The organism is Grimontia indica, from assembly GCF_000333895.2.
Taxonomy (GTDB): Bacteria; Pseudomonadota; Gammaproteobacteria; order Enterobacterales; family Vibrionaceae; genus Enterovibrio; species Enterovibrio indicus.
In genome coordinates this window covers 1-18,295 of the sequence record NZ_ANFM02000077.1, presented here as the reverse complement: position 1 = coordinate 18,295, position 18,295 = coordinate 1, and the positions used below count along the sequence as shown (strand labels likewise).

13 protein-coding genes and 1 tRNA gene are annotated in these 18,295 nt (G+C 49.8%); 3 read left to right on the top strand and 11 right to left on the bottom strand.

Features of this window, described 5'->3' with window-relative positions:
- Window positions 1-261: 261 nt before the first annotated feature.
- From D515_RS24650 to D515_RS24640, 3 genes are all read right to left on the bottom strand, one after another.
- The gene (locus D515_RS24650; RefSeq protein ID WP_002542756.1) at window positions 262-3,411 is read right to left on the bottom strand and encodes an efflux RND transporter permease subunit; all 3,150 of its coding nucleotides are present in this window, start codon (window positions 3,409-3,411) and stop codon (window positions 262-264) included.
- 6 nt (window positions 3,412-3,417) lie between these two features.
- Window positions 3,418-4,539 carry an efflux RND transporter periplasmic adaptor subunit gene (locus D515_RS24645; RefSeq protein ID WP_002542755.1) on the bottom strand — a complete coding sequence of 374 codons (1,122 nt, stop codon included), beginning with the start codon at window positions 4,537-4,539 and terminating at the stop codon, window positions 3,418-3,420.
- Window positions 4,540-4,880: 341 nt separating this feature from the next.
- Window positions 4,881-5,405 carry an NADPH-dependent FMN reductase gene (locus tag D515_RS24640; protein ID WP_002542754.1) on the bottom strand — a complete coding sequence of 175 codons (525 nt, stop codon included), beginning with the start codon at window positions 5,403-5,405 and terminating at the stop codon, window positions 4,881-4,883.
- A 252-nt stretch (window positions 5,406-5,657) separates the two neighbouring features.
- Here D515_RS24640 and D515_RS24635 point away from each other — a divergent pair, with 252 nt between their 5' ends.
- Both D515_RS24635 and D515_RS24630 read left to right on the top strand, forming a co-directional pair.
- Window positions 5,658-7,220, top strand: a complete 1,563-nt coding sequence (locus tag D515_RS24635) for an ABC transporter substrate-binding protein (protein ID WP_002542753.1) — start codon at window positions 5,658-5,660, stop codon at window positions 7,218-7,220.
- A gap of 78 nt (window positions 7,221-7,298) precedes the next feature.
- Window positions 7,299-10,208: a methyl-accepting chemotaxis protein gene (locus D515_RS24630; RefSeq protein ID WP_002542752.1), complete on the top strand. Its 2,910-nt coding sequence runs from the start codon at window positions 7,299-7,301 to the stop codon at window positions 10,206-10,208.
- A 54-nt stretch (window positions 10,209-10,262) separates the two neighbouring features.
- Here D515_RS24630 and D515_RS24625 read toward each other — a convergent pair whose 3' ends face one another.
- Window positions 10,263-11,627 carry an MATE family efflux transporter gene (locus D515_RS24625; RefSeq protein WP_002542751.1) on the bottom strand — a complete coding sequence of 455 codons (1,365 nt, stop codon included), beginning with the start codon at window positions 11,625-11,627 and terminating at the stop codon, window positions 10,263-10,265.
- Between the two features lie 109 nt (window positions 11,628-11,736).
- Between D515_RS24625 and D515_RS24620 the strand changes: the two genes are divergently transcribed.
- Window positions 11,737-12,615: a LysR family transcriptional regulator gene (locus D515_RS24620; protein WP_002542750.1), complete on the top strand. Its 879-nt coding sequence runs from the start codon at window positions 11,737-11,739 to the stop codon at window positions 12,613-12,615.
- Between the two features lie 58 nt (window positions 12,616-12,673).
- On the opposite strand, the gene D515_RS24615 is transcribed toward D515_RS24620, so the two are convergent.
- The 7 genes from D515_RS24615 to D515_RS24585 all read right to left on the bottom strand — a co-directional run bounded on the left by D515_RS24615 (window position 12,674) and on the right by D515_RS24585 (window position 18,082).
- On the bottom strand, window positions 12,674-13,156 hold the full coding sequence (locus tag D515_RS24615) for a DUF3299 domain-containing protein (protein ID WP_002542749.1): 483 nt from the start codon (window positions 13,154-13,156) through the stop codon (window positions 12,674-12,676).
- Window positions 13,157-13,160: 4 nt separating this feature from the next.
- Complete coding sequence (locus D515_RS24610) at window positions 13,161-14,417, bottom strand: ABC transporter permease (protein ID WP_002542748.1); 1,257 nt, start codon at window positions 14,415-14,417, stop codon at window positions 13,161-13,163.
- Window positions 14,418-15,110 (bottom strand): ABC transporter ATP-binding protein, encoded by a 693-nt coding sequence (locus D515_RS24605; protein ID WP_002542747.1) that lies wholly within the window; start codon window positions 15,108-15,110, stop codon window positions 14,418-14,420.
- 38 nt (window positions 15,111-15,148) lie between these two features.
- Window positions 15,149-15,958: a zinc uptake protein ZrgA gene (zrgA, locus tag D515_RS24600; protein ID WP_002542746.1), complete on the bottom strand. Its 810-nt coding sequence runs from the start codon at window positions 15,956-15,958 to the stop codon at window positions 15,149-15,151.
- Between the two features lie 36 nt (window positions 15,959-15,994).
- The gene (locus D515_RS24595; protein WP_039850673.1) at window positions 15,995-16,276 is read right to left on the bottom strand and encodes a hypothetical protein; all 282 of its coding nucleotides are present in this window, start codon (window positions 16,274-16,276) and stop codon (window positions 15,995-15,997) included.
- A gap of 609 nt (window positions 16,277-16,885) precedes the next feature.
- Window positions 16,886-16,961: transfer RNA gene (locus D515_RS24590), tRNA-Asn, on the bottom strand.
- A gap of 149 nt (window positions 16,962-17,110) precedes the next feature.
- Complete coding sequence (locus D515_RS24585; RefSeq protein ID WP_002542739.1) at window positions 17,111-18,082, bottom strand: Gfo/Idh/MocA family protein; 972 nt, start codon at window positions 18,080-18,082, stop codon at window positions 17,111-17,113.
- Between the last annotated feature and the right edge of the window lie 213 nt (window positions 18,083-18,295).

Sequence of the window (18,295 nt, the reverse complement as noted above, 5' to 3'; positions counted from 1 at the left end):
AAATACACCTCAACAAAGCATAAAACGCTTAGGGCAGAACCCTCCAGGCAGCGTTTGTGGGGAATTTCTGCTGCGTTATCGGCTTCTCATGTAGACTAGCTACACATCGAAGCCTCTGCCTTGCATTAAATCCCCCACAAACTGCTGCAAAAATCATCACCAAAGGTCAACAGCCCCTAGAACTTAGTTCACAATGAGAGCACCTGAACTCACACAAAAAGAAAAGGCACCCGAAGGTGCCTTTCTTATTCGTAGGGAGAATCAGTCTTCCAGTTCTACCAATTTGGTCGAACCGCCATGGTGCTTCTCACGCAATCTCTGGATGAGTGCGAAGAAACCAGGGATCAGGAAGGTACCTGCCAGCAGCACACAGAGCAGACCGCCCGTCAGCGAAATACCCAGCGAGTTCTGGCTGATGTGCCCTGCACCGCTTGCAAAGATCAGCGGAAGAATACCCAGAATGAATGACCAGGATGTCATGTTCACCGCGCGGAAACGCAGCTTACCGCCCATCACGGCTGCCTTATCAATCGGCAGTTCATTCTGTTCGCGTTCATTCTTACCGAATTCCACAATCAGGATGGCGTTCTTCGCTGCCAGTGCAATCAACAGAACCAGACCAATCTGTGCGTACAGGTTAAGTGGCGTGCCTGTCATGGCCAGCGCCAGGAAAGAGCCCAGCGTTGCCACCGGAACCACCAGAATGATTGCCAGCGGAATACTCCAACTCTCGTACTGCGCCACCATGAACAGGTAGATGAAGATCAGTGCCAGTGCGAACGCGTAGATAGCAAGGTTACCTGCTTGTTTCTCTTGGTAAGCCATGCCTGTCCACTCGTATTGGTAGCCCTGTGGCAGCATTTCTGCCGCAACACGCTCCATCGCAGCAATCGCGTCACCGGATGAGTAACCCGGTGCCGGCGAGCCCTGAATCACTGCTGAACGGTACATGTTGTAACGCCACGCCACATCAGGCTCAAACACCTGCTCAACATCAATCAGGGTGCTAAGTGGGATCATCTGGCCCGACGTTGAACGCACGTGGAAGCGGCCCATTGAGTCCAGATCGTTTCGGTAATCACCGTCCGCCTGAATCGTTACTCGGTAGTTCTTACCGAACAGGCTGAAATCGTTCACGTACATACCAGCCAGGTTGCCCTGCAGTGTGGTGAAAATTTCAGAGAGCGGAATGCCCAGTTGCTTCGCTTTCTCGCGATCAATGTCGATGTAGAAGTGCGGTACGTTTGCGCGGAACGTACTGAAGGTACGCGCAATTTCTGGCTGCTCGTTGGCTTTCTGCATCAGTTGCTGCATCACCATGGCCAGATCGCCACGGCTACGGCCAAGGGTATCTTCAAGTACAAACTCGAAGCCTGAAGCAGGCCCCATGCCCGGCACTGCTGGAGGACCCATCGCAAAGATGATCGCCTCTGGCAACTGCATCGCTGCTTTCACGTTAATGCGGTTAATGATGTCGAACGAGGAATGATCGCCATCCAACGCCTGACGGGTTTCCCAGTCTTTCAGCTTCACGAACATCGATGCACCGTTAGATGCCGCCGCACCGGTCAGGAACGCATAACCGTTCGCAACAGTCGCGCCATCTACGCCCGGCTCAGACGTCACGATTTCACCCAGCTTACGGGTCACTTCTTCGGTACGGGACAGAGAAGCGGCATCCGGCAGCTGAACGTTAATCAGCATTACGCCTTTGTCTTCCTGAGGCACGAAACCGGTCGAGGTGGTTTTCGCGAAGTAACCTGCAGCACTGACCGCGACCACAAACAACACACCCAGCACGGCGGTTTTACGGACAAGGAAACCCGCCGTTGCGCCGTACTTGTTCGTCACTTTCTCAAGGCCATTGTTGAATGCCTTGAACCAGCGCGCATGGTTGTCGCCACCTTGACGTAGCACCAGCGAACACATGGCCGGAGACAAGGTCAGTGCGTTGATGGAGGAGATCAGGACCGAGATACAGATGGTCAGCGCGAACTGGCGGTACATGATGCCCGTGATACCCGGCAGCATCGCAACCGGCAGGAATACCGCCAGCAATACCAGTGTGGAAGTGATAATTGGACCGGTTACCTCTTTCATCGCCAGCAGGGTTGCCTGACGCGGGGAAAGGGATGGGTCTTTCGCCATGTTGGTATCAACGTTTTCGATAACCAAAATGGCGTCGTCCACCACGATACCGATAGCGAGGATAAGGCCAAACAGGGTCACGGTGTTGATGGTAAATCCGGCTGCCAACATGACAGCAAAGGTACCAATCAGGGAAACCGGAATCGCCACAACTGGGATCAGCGTTGAGCGGAAACTACCGAGGAACAAGTAGGTCACAGCGATAACCAGAAGTACCGCTTCCACCAGCGTTTTCACTACGCCCTTGATGGACTCAGCAACAAACAGCGTGGTGTCGTAACTGGTTTCGTAGGTCATGCCTTCTGGGAAGTTCTGCGAAAGCTGTTCCAGACGCTCCATCACCAAACCACCACTTTCCAGCGCGTTTGCGTCAGATTGCAGGTTCAGGATAACGATAGACGCCGGTTGGTCGCGGAACTGACCATTACCTGTGTAGAACTTCTTGCCCAACGAGACTTCTGCGATGTCTTTCAGGTACACCATAGAGCCGTCTGGGTTCGCTCGGACAACTACTTCTTCAAACTCTTCCACCGAGCCTAAGCGGCCTTTGGTGACCAGCTTGAAGGTCATTTCCTGTGCGTTGTTGAATGGCGGCGCGCCGATGTCACCGGCAGCCACCTGCACGTTTTGCTCAGAAAGCACCGAACGCACATCAGAGGTGGTGATACCGAGATTCGCCATCTTCTCTGGATTTAGCCAAACACGCATCGCGTATTCACCGCCACCCAGCACGTTAACCTCACTGATGCCTTTAACGCGCGCGATCTGGTCTTTGATGTTCAGGTTGATGTAGTTCACCAGGAACTGATCATCGTACTTGCCTTCTGGCGAGTAGAAGTTCAGAACCATCAGAAGGTCTGGGGAACGTTTTTTCACCGTCACACCGACCTGACGCACTTCCGGTGGTAACTTGGATTCAATCTGCGCCACACGGTTTTGCACGTTCACCTGCGCCATGTCAGGGTCAGTGCCGATATCGAACGTCACGTTCAGGTTATAGGAGCCATCGTTCGCACTCTTGGAAGACATGTAGATCATGTTTTCCACGCCGTTGACCGAGGTTTCTATCGGGTCGGCGATGGCCTGCTCAACGACTTCTGCACTCGCACCGGAATACACCGCGGTCACGCTCACCGAAGGCGGGCTAATCCGCGGATATTCCGCCACTGGCAGGTTAAGCAATGCGATTGCACCTGCGAGCGTCAGAATAATCGAGATGACCAGCGCAAACTTAGGGCGCTGGATAAAAAAGCGACTCAACATATTCGGTTACGCCCCTTGCCCTTCAAGGCGAACAGTCATGCCATTACGCGCGCGTTGCAGACCTTTGGTCAGCACTTGCTCACCATCGTTCAGACCGCCGCGAATAATCACACCTTGCTCGGTTTGAGGACCCAACTCGACATTGCGACGCTCAACGATGTTGCCTTCTTTCAGCACCATCACGAAATCGCCTTCAAGGTCTGTTTGTACTGACAAGCGCGGGATAACCAGCGTTGGCGTGGTGTTCTTGTCTTTCACAATCACTTCCACGTACTGACCTGGCAACAGGCGGTGCTCTGGGTTAGGGAATTTGGCACGAAGCGCGATAGTACCGGTTTGAGTGTCGATACGGTTGCCCAGGTAATCAAGGTGACCCGCGTGTTCATAGTCGTGGCCTTTACCCAGCTTCAACCAAACTTCCACGTCACCGCTTCGGCCTTTACCGATACCAGAAACACGATCAGCGCCCGATTGCAGGCGCTGTTTTTCACTCATCGAAAAAGACGCCTGCATAGGGTCAAGACTGACGATGGTGGTCAATACGCCCGTTGAAGGCGAAACCAGATCACCAATACTTGCTCGGCTTTCACTGATGCGGCCGGTAAATGGCGCGCGAATAGTGGTGTGCGAAAGGTCAGTTTCCGCAGCCTGAAGCTGCGCTTCAGCGGCTTTAAGTGCGGCTTCTGCCTGCAATTTCACTGCGGTCAGACGGTCAAATTCAGACTGACTGATACCGCCGCGTGGCAACAAATCCTGTCCACGATCGTAATCCAAGTTGGCATTGGTCACGCCTGCCTTTGCCTGTGCGACTGAGGCTTTTGCACTGGCGACTTTCGCTTCATAAAGAGAGGGGTCAATTTGGTAAAGAAGCTGACCGGTATTCACCATTTCGCCTTCATTGAAGTAGCGCGATTTCAGGTAGCCTGAAACCTGAGGAACAATGCCAACATCTTCCATCGCTTCAGTACGACCGACAAAACTTTTCTGAGGCTGGTAATCAATCAACTCTGCTGATTCAACAGCAACAAGTGGGGTGAACGCATTCTTCTGCTGCGCTTCCTGTCCGCCACAACCGGCCAGAAGCGTTGCGCTAATCAGCGCTGGAAGTAACAACTTCCGTTTGATCATAGTTTTCTCCTTCCCTCAACCAAAGGTCAATATCCCTTAAACAGTCGAGCAAAAATCATGGTTATTATTAGAAAGCACAAGGGCAGGCATAGCTCGACGGAACTTGATTATTTTGTGTGGAAAGGACTGGGTGTTATATGTACAACTGCCCGTAAATTCGCCACTTTTTGCCGCTCAGCGGCCATGCCGCTTTGATTATGCCAGCGGTTCCTTACTGGAACCTGTACGAGCCCAGTAAACATCGACTCAGAGCAAAGATTTAGGGGAGGGAAACAACAGGGAGGAAACAAAAAAAGGCCAACAATGTAACAACTGTTGACCTTCTACTCAGAACTCAGTTTCTATCGTAACTGAGCCATGGCTTCAGCGAGTTGCGCATCTAAAGATTCATCACTCAACTTGCCAGCTTCTGCATCAAAATTATCGTAAAATGAAGGCACAGACAGCGTCGCTTTTACGTCGCCATTGAAGTGAGGAATAGAGGTGGCTGCGGATGCCAACACATTCTTCGCACCACCTGGGCCCGGCGAGGTTGAAAGCAGTACCATTTTCTTGCCTTGGAACACTTTTTGATTGATACGTGAAGTCCAATCAAAGATGTTTTTGTATGCTGCTGAATACGAGCCATTGTGCTCAGCAAAAGACACTACTACCGCATCCGCTTCACCGATTTTGGCAAAAAGTTGCTGTGCCTTTTCAGGGCTTCCCAGCTCCTGTTCGACATCCACACTGAAAAGTGGCATTTCGTAATCATTCAGATCCAACACTTCGGTTTCAGCATCTGCCAGCAAGCTTACTGCGTAACTCACGAGTTGTTTGTTAATGGATGTTTTGCTGTTTGACGCTGCGAAAGCAAGCACTTTCATAACCTTCTCCTTGTCGTTATTTGCCCCCCTACTCTCTTAGCCTTAGCTAATAAAGTCAATGCCTGCAGGTAAAGTTCAAAACAGACATTAGTTCATAATATTCATAGGGTTATTTCATCTGGCGATATTTATTGAGACACATGCTTCTAAATTAAGGCAAAGCTTAACTACACTTTTGATTGATAAATCAATTATTCAGTCTGGGTCACTGATGCCCCGACATTTTATTTTTTGAACGCCAAGGTAGTTGCAATGAAGACAGTCAAAGCGTTTTTGAAAGGTATGTTAATTCTCGCTCTTTTCGCTCCGATGTCTCTTTGGGCAGAGCCTGCCAAAGGGTCGCACCTCAAAGTGTTTATTCCCAGTCTTCCGTACATTTATATTTCTCACTCGATAAACGCCGCGCTTTTGCGTCCGGCAAATAACGAGCAAGGGTGGGAATATGATATGGCGGTAGCGCACCGAAAAATCGATGATAAAACCTATGAGTTCGATCTTCGCCAAGGTGTGAAATTTCAGGATGGCAGCCCGTTTAATGCGGACGCTGTCATTATGAACATGGAGTACTTTAAAAAAGCGCCCTTCCTGTTCACCAAAATTGATAGTGTTTTCGACCGCGCAGAGAAAATTGACGATTACACAGTCCGCTTTCACCTGACAGAAAAATACGGTCAGTTCCTGAATGATGCCATTTGGATTCAGTTCTACACCCAACCTTATCTTGAGAAATACGGCTGGAACGGCAAACCAACCTGTCCTAACCTCGCCGAGCCTGGTCCTTATGGTTTAGGTCCATACATTCTTAAAGAAGGCTACATCGAGGGCGACAGGCAAACACCGAAAGCGGTGCTGGTTGCCAATCCAAACTACTGGAACCCTGAATACCCGAAAATCGAAACGGTCACGGTTTACACCGAACTCGATAGCAAGGTGGCATTAGAGATGGCCTCCGACAAAGAAGGTCAGTTGGATATCATGCCTATTCCGGTGTCTGAGAAAGATCGGGTGTCTAACTCCCGTTATTCAAAACTGGTCACAGCGCCGTCCACCGACAACATTGCCATTCACATGAATCTTAGAAACGGCAATGAACGTTTGATGTATGAGGAAGTGCGCGTCGCACTGAACAAAGCCATCGACCAACGAAGACTCCTCAACAAGTACTACCAAGGCGAAGGTCAGATCAAACCCACGTTGGCAGCTCCGCTTTATCCGGGTGTCGACAAGGTGGTTCAAAACCTCAAAGCCTATTCAGAAGTTCAGGATCCTAAATCTATCCGTGATGACCTCAAGGCCAAGCTCGATGGTCTGGAGCTGAATGTCTACACACAGGACCGCTTCATGTACATCTGGAAAGGTATCGACCGCGATCTGCGAAAAGTCGGCGTGAAGCTGAACTTTGATATCACTTCCAGTGAAAAAGACGTATTTGGACAACTGCTCGCGACCAACGCCAGAAAGAACACCAAAGAGTGGGATTTACTGGTGTGGGGTGACGACGACTGGTACTACAACCACCCTTGGTCAGCGTTCCTCGTTTATCGTACACACAACTACTGGAGCACCATCTTCCCTGATAGCAAGCTGGACGGCTTTATCGACGAAATGTTCAGGGAATCAGTCGGCACGCCTGAGTTTGATCGCGTCGCGGAAAAGATCATGCGACACGTTTACAACAGCGGCTACATGCTGTTCGTCCCCACTCCTAACAAAGTGCTGGCGGTCAACAAGGAAGTGACATACACCCCATACCGCATGGCAAACATGCCGCTTTGGGAAATTGAGGTTTCGTCAAATCACTGGTCGGTGCGCTAACGCATACGCGTGGAATACTCGAAAAACAGGGAAGCTTCTTTGCCGGAACTTCCCGCTCGACAATAAAAAGGGTGTCAGATGTTTGGAAAGCTAAAGATAAAACTCTTGCTTATCTTCCTCTTTATTGGCGTTTTGCCCATTTTAATCGTGGGCTACCTTGCGCTGGTAAAATCCAGTGATGCGCTGCATAAACAGGCGTTTGCTCAACTTGTCAGTATGCGGGAGGTTAAAAAAACGCAAATCGAGTCCTACCTTGAACGAGCCATGAAGGACATCCGCATTCTTGCAGGCAGTGAAGACACCAAGCAGATCCAGAAATCGCTCTCCTTCTATGCCGCCGATGAAGAAATCGAAGCCAATGAAGAATTTTATACGGACACCTATGAATACGAAGAAATTTGGCAGTCCAGCGGTAAAACCCTGAATGATTTTGTGAACGTTTATGGCTACTCAGATGTTTACATCATTCAGGCCAAAACTGGCCATGTCATTTTCTCCGCCCGCCGCGATAAAGATCTGGGTACAAATCTGAATTTTGGAGAATACAGAGACAGCCCCCTCGCCACTTTGTACCGTGAAGTGATCAGCAATCACACCATGGCCGTTCAGGACTATCAGAGATACGCAGCCAAGAGTGATCATCCCGCGGCTTTCATTGGCGCCCCGATAACAGACCTGGGAGGTGAAACCCTCGCCGTCGCTGTTCTCCAACTATCCATTGATGAAATAAACCAAATCATGCTGCAACGTACAGGCATGGGTGAAACGGGCGAAACATTTCTGGTTGGGCCTGATTATTTGATGCGTTCCGATTCCTATCTGGCAGACCAGAGCCACTCCGTGATGGCTTCATTTGCCGATCCCGACAAAGGCAGCATCAAAACGGATGTCACTGAGAAAACGCTCAAGGGTGAAACCGCTTTCGAAGTGGCAGAGGATTACCGCGGAGTCCCTGTATTAACGGCCTACACACCGATTAAATTTGGAGACACGACCTGGGCGCTGGTTGCAGAAATCGATAGTGTCGAGGCTTTCAGCGAAGTTGATGCGCTCAAATGGCTGATTGGCTTCGGCTTGTTGGCCGGTGTTGTCATCATTACTCTCATCGCCATGGTGGTGACTCGCTCACTCACGAGGCCTATCCTCAACCTCACTTACAGCTTGGAAAACGTTGCCACCTCTGGTGATTTCTCAACACGGGTTGATGTCACAAGCCGAGATGAAATAGGCCAGTCTGCAGCGGCTTTTAACACCCTGATGGACAGTACGCAGAATGCGATTGAAGACATCAAGAAAGTGATGGAAGGTCTGGCGGAAGGTGACTTCAGCAACCGCATTGAATCTGACCTGAAAGGCGATCTTCTGATAATCAAACAGGCGACCAACACATCCCTAGAGAACGTAGAAGAGTCTGAGCGAGCAAGGGCAAAACTCGAGTGTGAAGCGAAGGATAAAGCTGAGGAGAATGCCCGGGTTAGGCAAGCACTGGATAATGTTTCCACCAACACCATGATTGCCGATGCCAATTACGACATCATCTACATCAACCAGTCAGCAACCAAAATGCTGACCGACGCCAAGGAAGATTTCGGTACCGTTATCCCTCAGTTCAACCCTGAAAATGTCATGGGCCACAACATCGACTTTTTCCATAAAGACCCTTCACACCAGCGCCGTCTATTGGACCACTTGGAAGACCTTTATCGAACAGAACTTGTTGTAGGAAACCGAACAATGGCCATTTCCGCTAACCCGATCATCGATGATAACGGTGACCGTATCGGTACCGTCATTGAATGGGAAGACAGAACCGCTGAAGTTGCTATTGAGCGGGAAATAGACCAAATGGTGGAAGCCGCATCAAAGGGAGATTTCTCCATTCAGTTGTCGCTTGAGGACAAGCGTGGTTTCCACAAGAATCTGGCAAAAGGTCTGAATGGACTCACTACCAATACTGATGCGGCGCTTGCAGATATGCAGCGCATTTTGGGGGCGATGGCTCGTGGTGATCTCACCAAGCGTATCGACAAAGACTATCACGGCCGCTTTGCCCAACTGAAAATTGATGCCAACGCGACAATTGAGCGTTTAACGCAAGTGATTGGCAACATCCGACAGGCTTCCTCGACTATCTCAAACTCTTCGAACGAAATTGCTTCAGGCAACCGAGATTTAAGTCAGCGTACGGAAGATCAAGCGACGTCTTTGCAAGAAACGGCTGCCAGCATGGATAACATGACTGAGACCGTCAAGCAGAGTGCTGACAATGCCGTTGCTGCCAACAAGCTCAGTGATGAGGCAGTGGAGAAAGCACGCGAAGGCGGCAATGTTGTGATGCGCACCATCACCGCGATGGATCAAATCAGTGGCGCCAGTAACAAGATTTCCGACATCATTGGCGTTATCGACGAAATCGCTTTCCAAACCAACCTGCTCGCACTCAATGCCGCCGTAGAAGCCGCACGTGCTGGTGAACAAGGGCGTGGCTTTGCTGTGGTAGCAGGTGAAGTACGAAGCCTTGCCCAACGTTCTGCCGAGGCTGCCAAAGAAATCAAAGACCTGATACGAGACACTAACAAAAAAGTCGAAGACGGTGCCATGTTGGTTGCCGAATCCGGCGATACCTTGCAGGAAATCCTCAGCATGGTGGAAGAAGTGGGCAGTAAGATGTCAGAAATCAGCGAGGTTGCCCAAAATCAAAGCAGCGGCATAGAACAAGTGAATGTTGCCGTTTCGCGCATGGACACCATGACCCAGCAAAACGCCGCCTTGGTGGAAGAAGCCGCCACTGCTGGTGAAAGCATGCTTTCACAAGCTCAGGACATGAGCGCCATGATGGAGTTTTTCACCATCGATGAAAGCAAGGAGCCCGTAAAAACACCCAAGTTCAATAAGACGCGCAAAAAAGCCGTCGTTCCTAAAAAAGCCAAAGCGAAGCCCAAACCTGCCGTCGATGATGATGACGAAATAGAATGGGACGAGTTTTAAAACCATTTAGGGGAGCAAATGCTCCCCTTCTTTTTGCTTATCGGCCGGTTAACCTTAGGCAATAGCAGGACGCAGTTCCGGTCGCTTTTTTTGTTGCTTCAGAATGTCATGCCACATCACGGGTATGACCACCGAGGCCAGCACCACGTTTGAGATTGGCATTGCCAGCCAAACACCTTCAAGACCATAAAACTTCGGCAGCACATAAAGGAATGGGAACTGCACCAGCATATTGGCAACGGAGATACTGAGCGATTTCGCGCCTTTGCCCACAGACAAGAAGTACATGGAAGCCAGAATAATCAAGCCATCAAGATACATGGCTGACAGGTGTAGCCTGATACCTAACGTCGCTTCCTGAATCAGGGCTTCATTACCGCCGTTGAACATGCCAATGACAAAGTCCGGGAACAGGTTCAGTACAGCCAGCCAAATAAAACCAGCAGCCAGTGACACCATAGTGGCCAGTTTCGCGACCTTCACTATCTTCGAGTAAGACTGCGCGCCATGATAGAAGCTCACCTGCGGCTGCATACCTTCTGCGATACCCTCCGCAACGACGTAATAGAGCGTCATCAAATAACCCACGACAGCAAACGCAGCCACGCTGACAGGTGTGCCGTATTCCGCAAACAAACGGTTATGAAAGCCCACCAGCACGCCGTAATACATGAACATCACTAGCGAAGAGCAGCCAAGTACCAAGCTCTGGCCTGCATCAGAAAAACTAAACTTGAGCGGGTTGCGAAAAATGCCCAGAAAAGAACGGGAAGAGCACAAATACAACAGCCCTATCAGCACACTCACTGACTGTGCCAATACCGTTGCAACCGCAGCGCCTTGCAATGCCCAACCCAGCACACCAATGAACAGGTAATCCAGCACAATGTTGGTTAAAGCACCGACGACCATCATCGTTGTAGCAACAAATGGGCTATCGTCATTGCGGATAAGAAATGGCAGCGCACCTGCCACTACCGTTGCCACTGCGCCGATTTTAAATACCGTCAGGTAATCATTCGCATAGCCGTGGGCAAGGCCAGTAGGCCCCTGAAGGTTGACGAGAAAGCCGCCGAAGAAAACCAGATAAAGTGATGCCAACGCACCGAGTAAAGCCGTCAGCACAAGGCCCGTTACCATGGCGCTTCGCGCCTTAGTGAGGTTTGATTCACCGCGATAGATGGAGACAAGGCTGCCTGCCCCCATGCCAATCATCAATCCAAGACCGCCCACCACGGCAATCACAGGCCAAGCGATATTAATGGCCTCAAGCCCTTCCGCACCAATGTAGTGGCCGACGAAAATACCGTCCACCAGCTGATAGAGACCATTGACGATCATCGCTGCAATCGCAGGGATGGTGAATCGCCAGAACGTTTTGGTGATCGAGTCACCTTGGTTGAGATCTGTTACATGCATAAAAGAAAAACTTAAAATGGAAATGAACGAGGTGATTTTCACGTTGTATAGCTATAGATAAAAGTTAAAATCAATCTCAAAAACGGATAGGTGAAAGAGAGAAAGGCTCATGCAATGGACATTGGAACAACTCAAGGCGTTTGTCGAAGCCGCCGAAACAGGGTCCTTTTCAGCTGCCGCCCGCAAGTTAGGTAAGGCACAGTCCCGTGTTAGTACCGCAATTGCCAATCTGGAGATTGATCTGGGCTTCGAGCTTTTCGACAGAAGCGCCAAATTGCCTGTTCTTACCGAAGCAGGAAAGGAAATGCTGGTAGATGCCAAGGCGATACTTCAGCAATGTCACCGGATGAACTCCCGTGCGATGGCTGTGACTGGCGGCGAGCCAGTTGCATTCAATGTCGCCATGGATGAAGCGGTTCCCATACAAACATTTGAGATCCTATTTGAGCGAATTGCTGAGGCGTTTCCCGAACTCAAACTCACCATTCTGAATGGTTCCCAAGACGACATTGCCACCTGGGTCAATGAAGGCCGGGCTGATATTGGTTTTATCTACCGGGTAAAGCCGCTTTCTGAATCTCTTGATTGGTATGACATTGAAACCGTGAAGCAATGCCTGATCACGGGGCATGACCACCCTCTTGCCCTTCTTGAGCATCCCCATGAAGACGACTTAGTAAAATATCGCCAACTCGCCATTCGGGACCGACTCGGTTATTCACAGGAAGAACCACTCTCTCCGCGCTACTGGCACGTTGATAGCTACTACTACATCTCGAACCTTATCACTCGAAACCTTGGTTGGGCTTTTGTTCCTGAGCACATAGTCAGCCACGAATGGATGGAAGGTTCCGTCAAAGAGCTATCAACTGCAGAGTTATCCAGCCCGCCACTGTTAACGCTGAGCGCTATCAAGCGGAAAGCAAGGGGATGGGATAAGGTGATGTTATGGATAGACAACACGCTGAGTTCACTTTTCACCCAGTAGCAGAAGCGATAACCAGAAAAAAACGCCCGCATGATGCGGGCGTTCTTATCGGATGCAATTACATATCGTCGTAAGGTTCTATCGCTGTGCCTTCCAACAAATAGCCGGCTTGCGCGATATCATGGGAAACCGTTTGGGTTTTCAATTTACCTACAACGTAAACCACATCCCAAAGCTCTTGAACGGGTGCGCCTTCTTCAAACTTCACGTACACGATTTGGTTCGGTGGCGGTGGTGGTACATGGATGCAGGCACCAAAGAATGGAACCAACAGAAATTCCGTCACTTTGTTAGCGTCTCCTTCAAGAGGAATTACAAACCCTGGAATTTTGACCTGACTGTTGTTCAGTTCTGGGCGTACTTTTCCCACCAGATTTTGCTGAGGGGCATCGTTGTTGTGATCGATCATCGGCATGCCACGATCGTTAAACTGCTGGCGCTCAGACTCTGGAATCAAATCCAGCCAATCCAATTTCAGTGCTTCATCAGCCTGCGCAATCATTGGCAGACACGCGGTGAGAACTAGTAACCATTTTTTCATTATCTTATATCCGTATTGTCATGCCGTCTGACAGAGACTGGCGATACGCGCGAAGCGCAGGGAACATCCCCACCAAAAATCCTGCCACCAGCACAATGCCAATGAGTGTCCATTCATGTGGACTCAAAAATGCAGCGGAAAGTTGCAATCCATATTGGCTCAGCACAAAAGGTGCAGCCAGATTAATCATTATCAGCAGTGCTGTCACGCCAGTGATAATACCTAATAGTGTCAGGAACAAGGCTTCACTGACCAGCAGGAAGAAGATATGTGCTGGCCTAGCCCCCATTCCACGCAGTATCGCCATTTCGCGTCGACGCTCATTCAGGCTGGTTAACAGGCTGGAAAGCATCCCCATCAACCCTGCAACCACAACAAAACCCGATACCACCAATAGCGCTTGCTCAGCCACCGACATCATGCCCCACAACTCATGCAGCGCAATCCCGGGCATAATGGCTGTTAGAGGTTCCTGTTTGTACTCATTGATGGTTCGCTGTAAAGCAAAAGTCTGAATGCGACTTTTTAGCCCGACCAGCAATGCTGTGATTTGTTCTGGTTGTAGGGAGTCTGGGTCAATATCTTCTGCTTTGATGCCTGTCCCCATTCGCGCGCCGCTTTCCCAGCCAATATGAATGGCTTCAATAGCCGGCAGTGATACATGTACGCTTCGATCTACGGGTGTACCGGTAGGTGCAAGAATGCCCGTTACTTTGAACGGAAGATTATCGTGTCGGGCAAAGCTCTTGTCGGCCAAACCATGGGCAATGACGACTTCGTCTCCCAACTTATAATTCAGCTTCTTGGCGACTTCTGAGCCGATCACTGTGTCGAACAACCCGTCAAAAGATGCACCTTCTTTGAAGGACAAAGGCTGTTTTTGGCCGTAACGGTAATACTTGAAATAGTCCTCCGTTGTGCCGACCACGCGGAAACCTCGGTGTGAGTCGCCCAATGAGATAGGAATGGACCAAGCTACCGCCGGATGACTTTTCACATCTTCGACACTTTGCCAATCAATATTGTTGGTCGCATTGCCGATGCGGAATACAGAATAAAGCAGAAGGTTGACCTGACCAGAACGTGCGCCCACGATCAAGTCCGTTCCCGAGATGGTGTTGGCAAAGCTTTCTTTGGCTTGGGTTCTTACACGCTCAACACCAATTAACAGTGCTACTGACACTGCAACAGTGAATATCGTTAATAGAGCGGTTGCTTTACGGTTTCGCAAACTTTGAAGTGCTAATCGGAGAATGGCCATTTACAGCACCTCCGTTTGAATCGCTGCGCGATTAAGCTCAGTTAGCGAAATAGAGCGATCGAAGTGCGATTCCAAAGAACTGTCGTGAGAAACAAACAACAGGCTGGATCCCGCGTTTTGGCATTCGTTCATCAAAAGGGAAATAAACGCATTTCGGGTATCGGCATCCAGCGCAGAAGTAGGTTCATCTGCCAGCAGCAACGCTGGCTTTCCAATCAAAGCCCTCGCTGCGGCAACACGTTGCTGTTGACCAATGCTAAGCTCGGTAACGGGTTTATTCAGGCAATTTTCCGGCAGTGCCAATGCACTTAGCAGACGTTCGGCTTCTTGCTGCAAGTTGCCCCCTGCCTTTTCTTTGCGCGCCTTGGAAAAACAACAAGGCAAGGTGACGTTATCAATCACTGAGAGATATGGAAGTAGGTTAAATTGCTGGAAGATATAGCCAAGATGATCAACGCGAAAAGCATCGCGTTTAGCGCCTTTTAATGCTGTTAAATCTGCTTCCTGAAAACGCAGCAAGCCTTCATCAGCGGTGTTGATGCCAGCAATCAGGCCAAGCAGCGTGGACTTACCACACCCGCTGGCACCTTTTAGAAATACACGCTCTTTGGCTTCGAGCGAGAAATGGGGAATATCAATTTGCCATTGTTCTTGGCCTGGCCACCTGAACCGGAGGTCTTCAATCAATAACATAAAATGCAAACCAGAGGCCCCCGAAGGGGCCTGAGTAATTAAAAACGGAATGTGGTTGAAGATGGCATTAGCTCGGTAGCCGCGACACCTTTGTCTGTCACTGCCTGAACACTGATCTTCTCTGTATTGCCAAATGCGGTAAACCAATCTGTCGTAATGGATTTAAGCTCAGCTGGCGACTTACAGTGGAAGGTATATTGTGCTGAAAACTCGCCGTGTTGCGCTTTCCCATGCTCGTGATCATGATCATGGTCATGGTCATGGTCATGGTCATGGTCATGGTCATGGTCATGGTCATGGTCATGGTCATGGTCATCATGACCTTTATGCTCTTCATGTTTGTCATGGCTATGATCATCGTGTTTATCGTGATCATGGCCGTGGTGATCATCATGGTCGTCGTGCTTATCATGATCATGGTCGTCATGGGCATGTTCATCGTGATCATGATGACCTTCATGATCATGGTCGTGATGACCTTCATGATCATGGTCGTGATGATCACCATGCTCTTCCTCACCCAAGGTGTGAGAGACCTGCTGTGCTTCTAGCTCACAACCTGCTTCTGAGTTAATCGCAAACAATGCCCCCGGTTTTGCCAATGCAGCCACCGCTTTTTCAATGGCTGCTTTTTGTTCGGCATTTTCCGGTGCGTGCTCAAACCCTACTACATCACTGCCTGGCGCGGTGATTTCAGCCAGAAGCTCGTCACCGTCTTGGGCAATATGCCACTCAACAACGCCATGTTGGTGAGCATCATGTTGACGAAATTCTTTATTTTCTGCAGTCGCTGCCGACGACACACCCAAAGCAATTGCACTCAGTGCAAACAAGTAGTTAGTACGCATAAATTCTCCAAAAATGAATGTTTAAATGTAGATGAATTAAATCAATAACTTTGGAGGGGAACGCGCATTTTGGGTGATAGATACGGTCGACAGAAGTGATGAGCCAATATTTGGCTGAACTGATGCCGGGGAGTGGGATACTGGGACGATTGCAGCGCCAAATTCAATGGCAGGCATACCGAGTACACAAACTGCACATTCGTGATCTACTTTCTGGGTATGATGATGTTCGCCTTTGTGGTGCGCAACCGCAAAACCCTGCCAGCAGAAAAGAACAGCTAACAGCACAGGGAGTAATTTGCGGAATGAAAACAGCATGATCCGTCATCTACCTAAAGCGATAATGTTACAATATAACATTACAGCGCTAGGGATTTGAACGCCTGATTCGTACTAATTTGTAACAAGCGTAGGTCAACGACATATCGCGAAGTGACAATGACGACAACGACCACTTTCAAACTGGCAAAACGAAAGAAGCCCCGTCTTCCGACGAGGCTCAGATTTAGCTCACTTGCTGGACTTGATCCGGGCCGCGCAGGTCAGCGACATATCGCGAAGCAACAATGACGACAACGACCACTTTCAAACTGGCAAAACGAAAGAAGCCCCCGTCTTTCGACGAGGCTCAGATTTTGCTACCCCTGATGGACTTTATCCGGGCCGCGTAGGTCAGCGACATATCGCGAAGCGACAATGACGACAACGACCATTTTCAAACAGGTAAAACGAAAGAAGCCCCGTCTTTCGACGAGGCTTCAGATCGGGCCGCGCAGATTTAGCTGCCCCTGATGGACTTGATCCGGGCCGCGTAGGTCAGCGACATATCGCGAAGCGACAATGACGACAACGACGACAACGACGACAACGACCACTTTCAAACTGGCAAAACGAGAGAAGCCCCGTCTTTCGACGAGGCTTCAAATTTGGCTCCCCCTGCTGGACTTGAACCAGCGACATACGGATTAACAGTCCGCCGTTCTACCGACTGAACTAAGGGGGAAAAGTCTGTGTTCCTGAGAACGAGGTGAATATTAGGGAAACCGCCCAAGGCTTGCAAGCACTAATTTGCGTTTCAGGCCGAATTTAGTCTCAAGTGACTAAATCATGAGCTATTCGCCTTTCAAATCAGCAGATTCCTCACCAAATTCCTTAGCCGTTAAGAATTTCCTCCATCGCCCACGTTGTATTTCTGCCTGCGATTCCTAAGCTGGGATGCTCTTTGTCACCATTCAGGTGCGCAATCAGATTCTCAACATGGAAATACTGCACGGGGTCAGGATTCTCGACATTTACCGACGCTTTCTCTTTTCCATCAAGCTCAAAGTCATCTTCGCCAAATACTGAGCAAATAATCCGCCCTGCACTGCCAATAATCTCAACACGATCTTCGCGGTTTGCCGCGCCAAAATTCCAATAGCCCGAGCCCAGCACACCACTTTCAAAAGCCAGACTTGCCGCTACCGCATCCTCGGCTTCGTAGTAGCCTTGTTGATTGGTTTTGATGCCTTTAGCAACCACTATGTTACCAAACCACTGCTGGAACAAGTTCAACCCATGGCTGGCTAGATCCACAAAATAACCACCTCCGGCCTGAGCAGGATTCACGCGCCAGTTGTCTTTGCCCTCTTTGTCATCGCTGTTGGGCGCACGATGATAAGTCCAATGAATATGCCTGACATCACCGATCATTCCCTGCTCTATCCAATTTCTCACCACGTCAAATCTTGGTAGCGAGCGACGATAATAAGCCACGAACAGTGGCACATTCGCTTTCTCAAAAGCCGCGAGCATTTGGTCGCATTCGTCTGTCGTCAGTGCCATCGGTTTTTCAACCACACAAGGTTTACCAGCACTGGCAGCCATAAGGGCATACTCCAGATGGCTATCAGGCGGTGTGGCAACATATATCGCGTCAACATGCTCGTCGGCCACCAATGCAGACGCATCCGTGGTGTAGCGGGCAATCCCATGTCGAGAGACATAGTCGCTTGCCTGTTCTTCACGTCTTGCCATCACCATTTCCAATGATGAACCTTCTACCTGCCAAAAAGCCGGGCCGCTTTTTCGCTCAGTCACATTGCCACAGCCAATCATTCCCCATCGGATGGTTTTATTACGCATTACTCTTCCCTCTATATCTATCCCTTAAAGATACATGATTCAGTCAGTTACACGAACTAATAGGAATGAGACAGAGAGCGGGTGAATATACCCAAATAACCTGAAGATGCAGGATTCAGCGAGTTTGACTGGCGTTGTGATCGCGGCGTTCCTTTGCAGGTGTAGCCATCTCCATCAAAAAGGAACAACAAAGAGCACGACGTCAGTCAACTC

Excerpts from the sequence above, each read along its gene's own strand:
- D515_RS24650 (WP_002542756.1), bottom strand. The coding sequence starts at position 3,411 with ATGTTGAGTCGCTTTTTTATCCAGCGCCCTAAGTTTGCGCTGGTCATC.
- D515_RS24645 (WP_002542755.1), bottom strand. The coding sequence starts at position 4,539 with ATGATCAAACGGAAGTTGTTACTTCCAGCGCTGATTAGCGCAACGCTT.
- D515_RS24640 (WP_002542754.1), bottom strand. The coding sequence starts at position 5,405 with ATGAAAGTGCTTGCTTTCGCAGCGTCAAACAGCAAAACATCCATTAAC.
- D515_RS24635 (WP_002542753.1), top strand. The coding sequence starts at position 5,658 with ATGAAGACAGTCAAAGCGTTTTTGAAAGGTATGTTAATTCTCGCTCTT.
- D515_RS24630 (WP_002542752.1), top strand. The coding sequence starts at position 7,299 with ATGTTTGGAAAGCTAAAGATAAAACTCTTGCTTATCTTCCTCTTTATT.
- D515_RS24625 (WP_002542751.1), bottom strand. The coding sequence starts at position 11,627 with ATGCATGTAACAGATCTCAACCAAGGTGACTCGATCACCAAAACGTTC.
- D515_RS24620 (WP_002542750.1), top strand. The coding sequence starts at position 11,737 with ATGCAATGGACATTGGAACAACTCAAGGCGTTTGTCGAAGCCGCCGAA.
- D515_RS24615 (WP_002542749.1), bottom strand. The coding sequence starts at position 13,156 with ATGAAAAAATGGTTACTAGTTCTCACCGCGTGTCTGCCAATGATTGCG.
- D515_RS24610 (WP_002542748.1), bottom strand. The coding sequence starts at position 14,417 with ATGGCCATTCTCCGATTAGCACTTCAAAGTTTGCGAAACCGTAAAGCA.
- D515_RS24605 (WP_002542747.1), bottom strand. The coding sequence starts at position 15,110 with ATGTTATTGATTGAAGACCTCCGGTTCAGGTGGCCAGGCCAAGAACAA.
- zrgA (WP_002542746.1), bottom strand. The coding sequence starts at position 15,958 with ATGCGTACTAACTACTTGTTTGCACTGAGTGCAATTGCTTTGGGTGTG.
- D515_RS24595 (WP_039850673.1), bottom strand. The coding sequence starts at position 16,276 with ATGCTGTTTTCATTCCGCAAATTACTCCCTGTGCTGTTAGCTGTTCTT.
- D515_RS24585 (WP_002542739.1), bottom strand. The coding sequence starts at position 18,082 with ATGCGTAATAAAACCATCCGATGGGGAATGATTGGCTGTGGCAATGTG.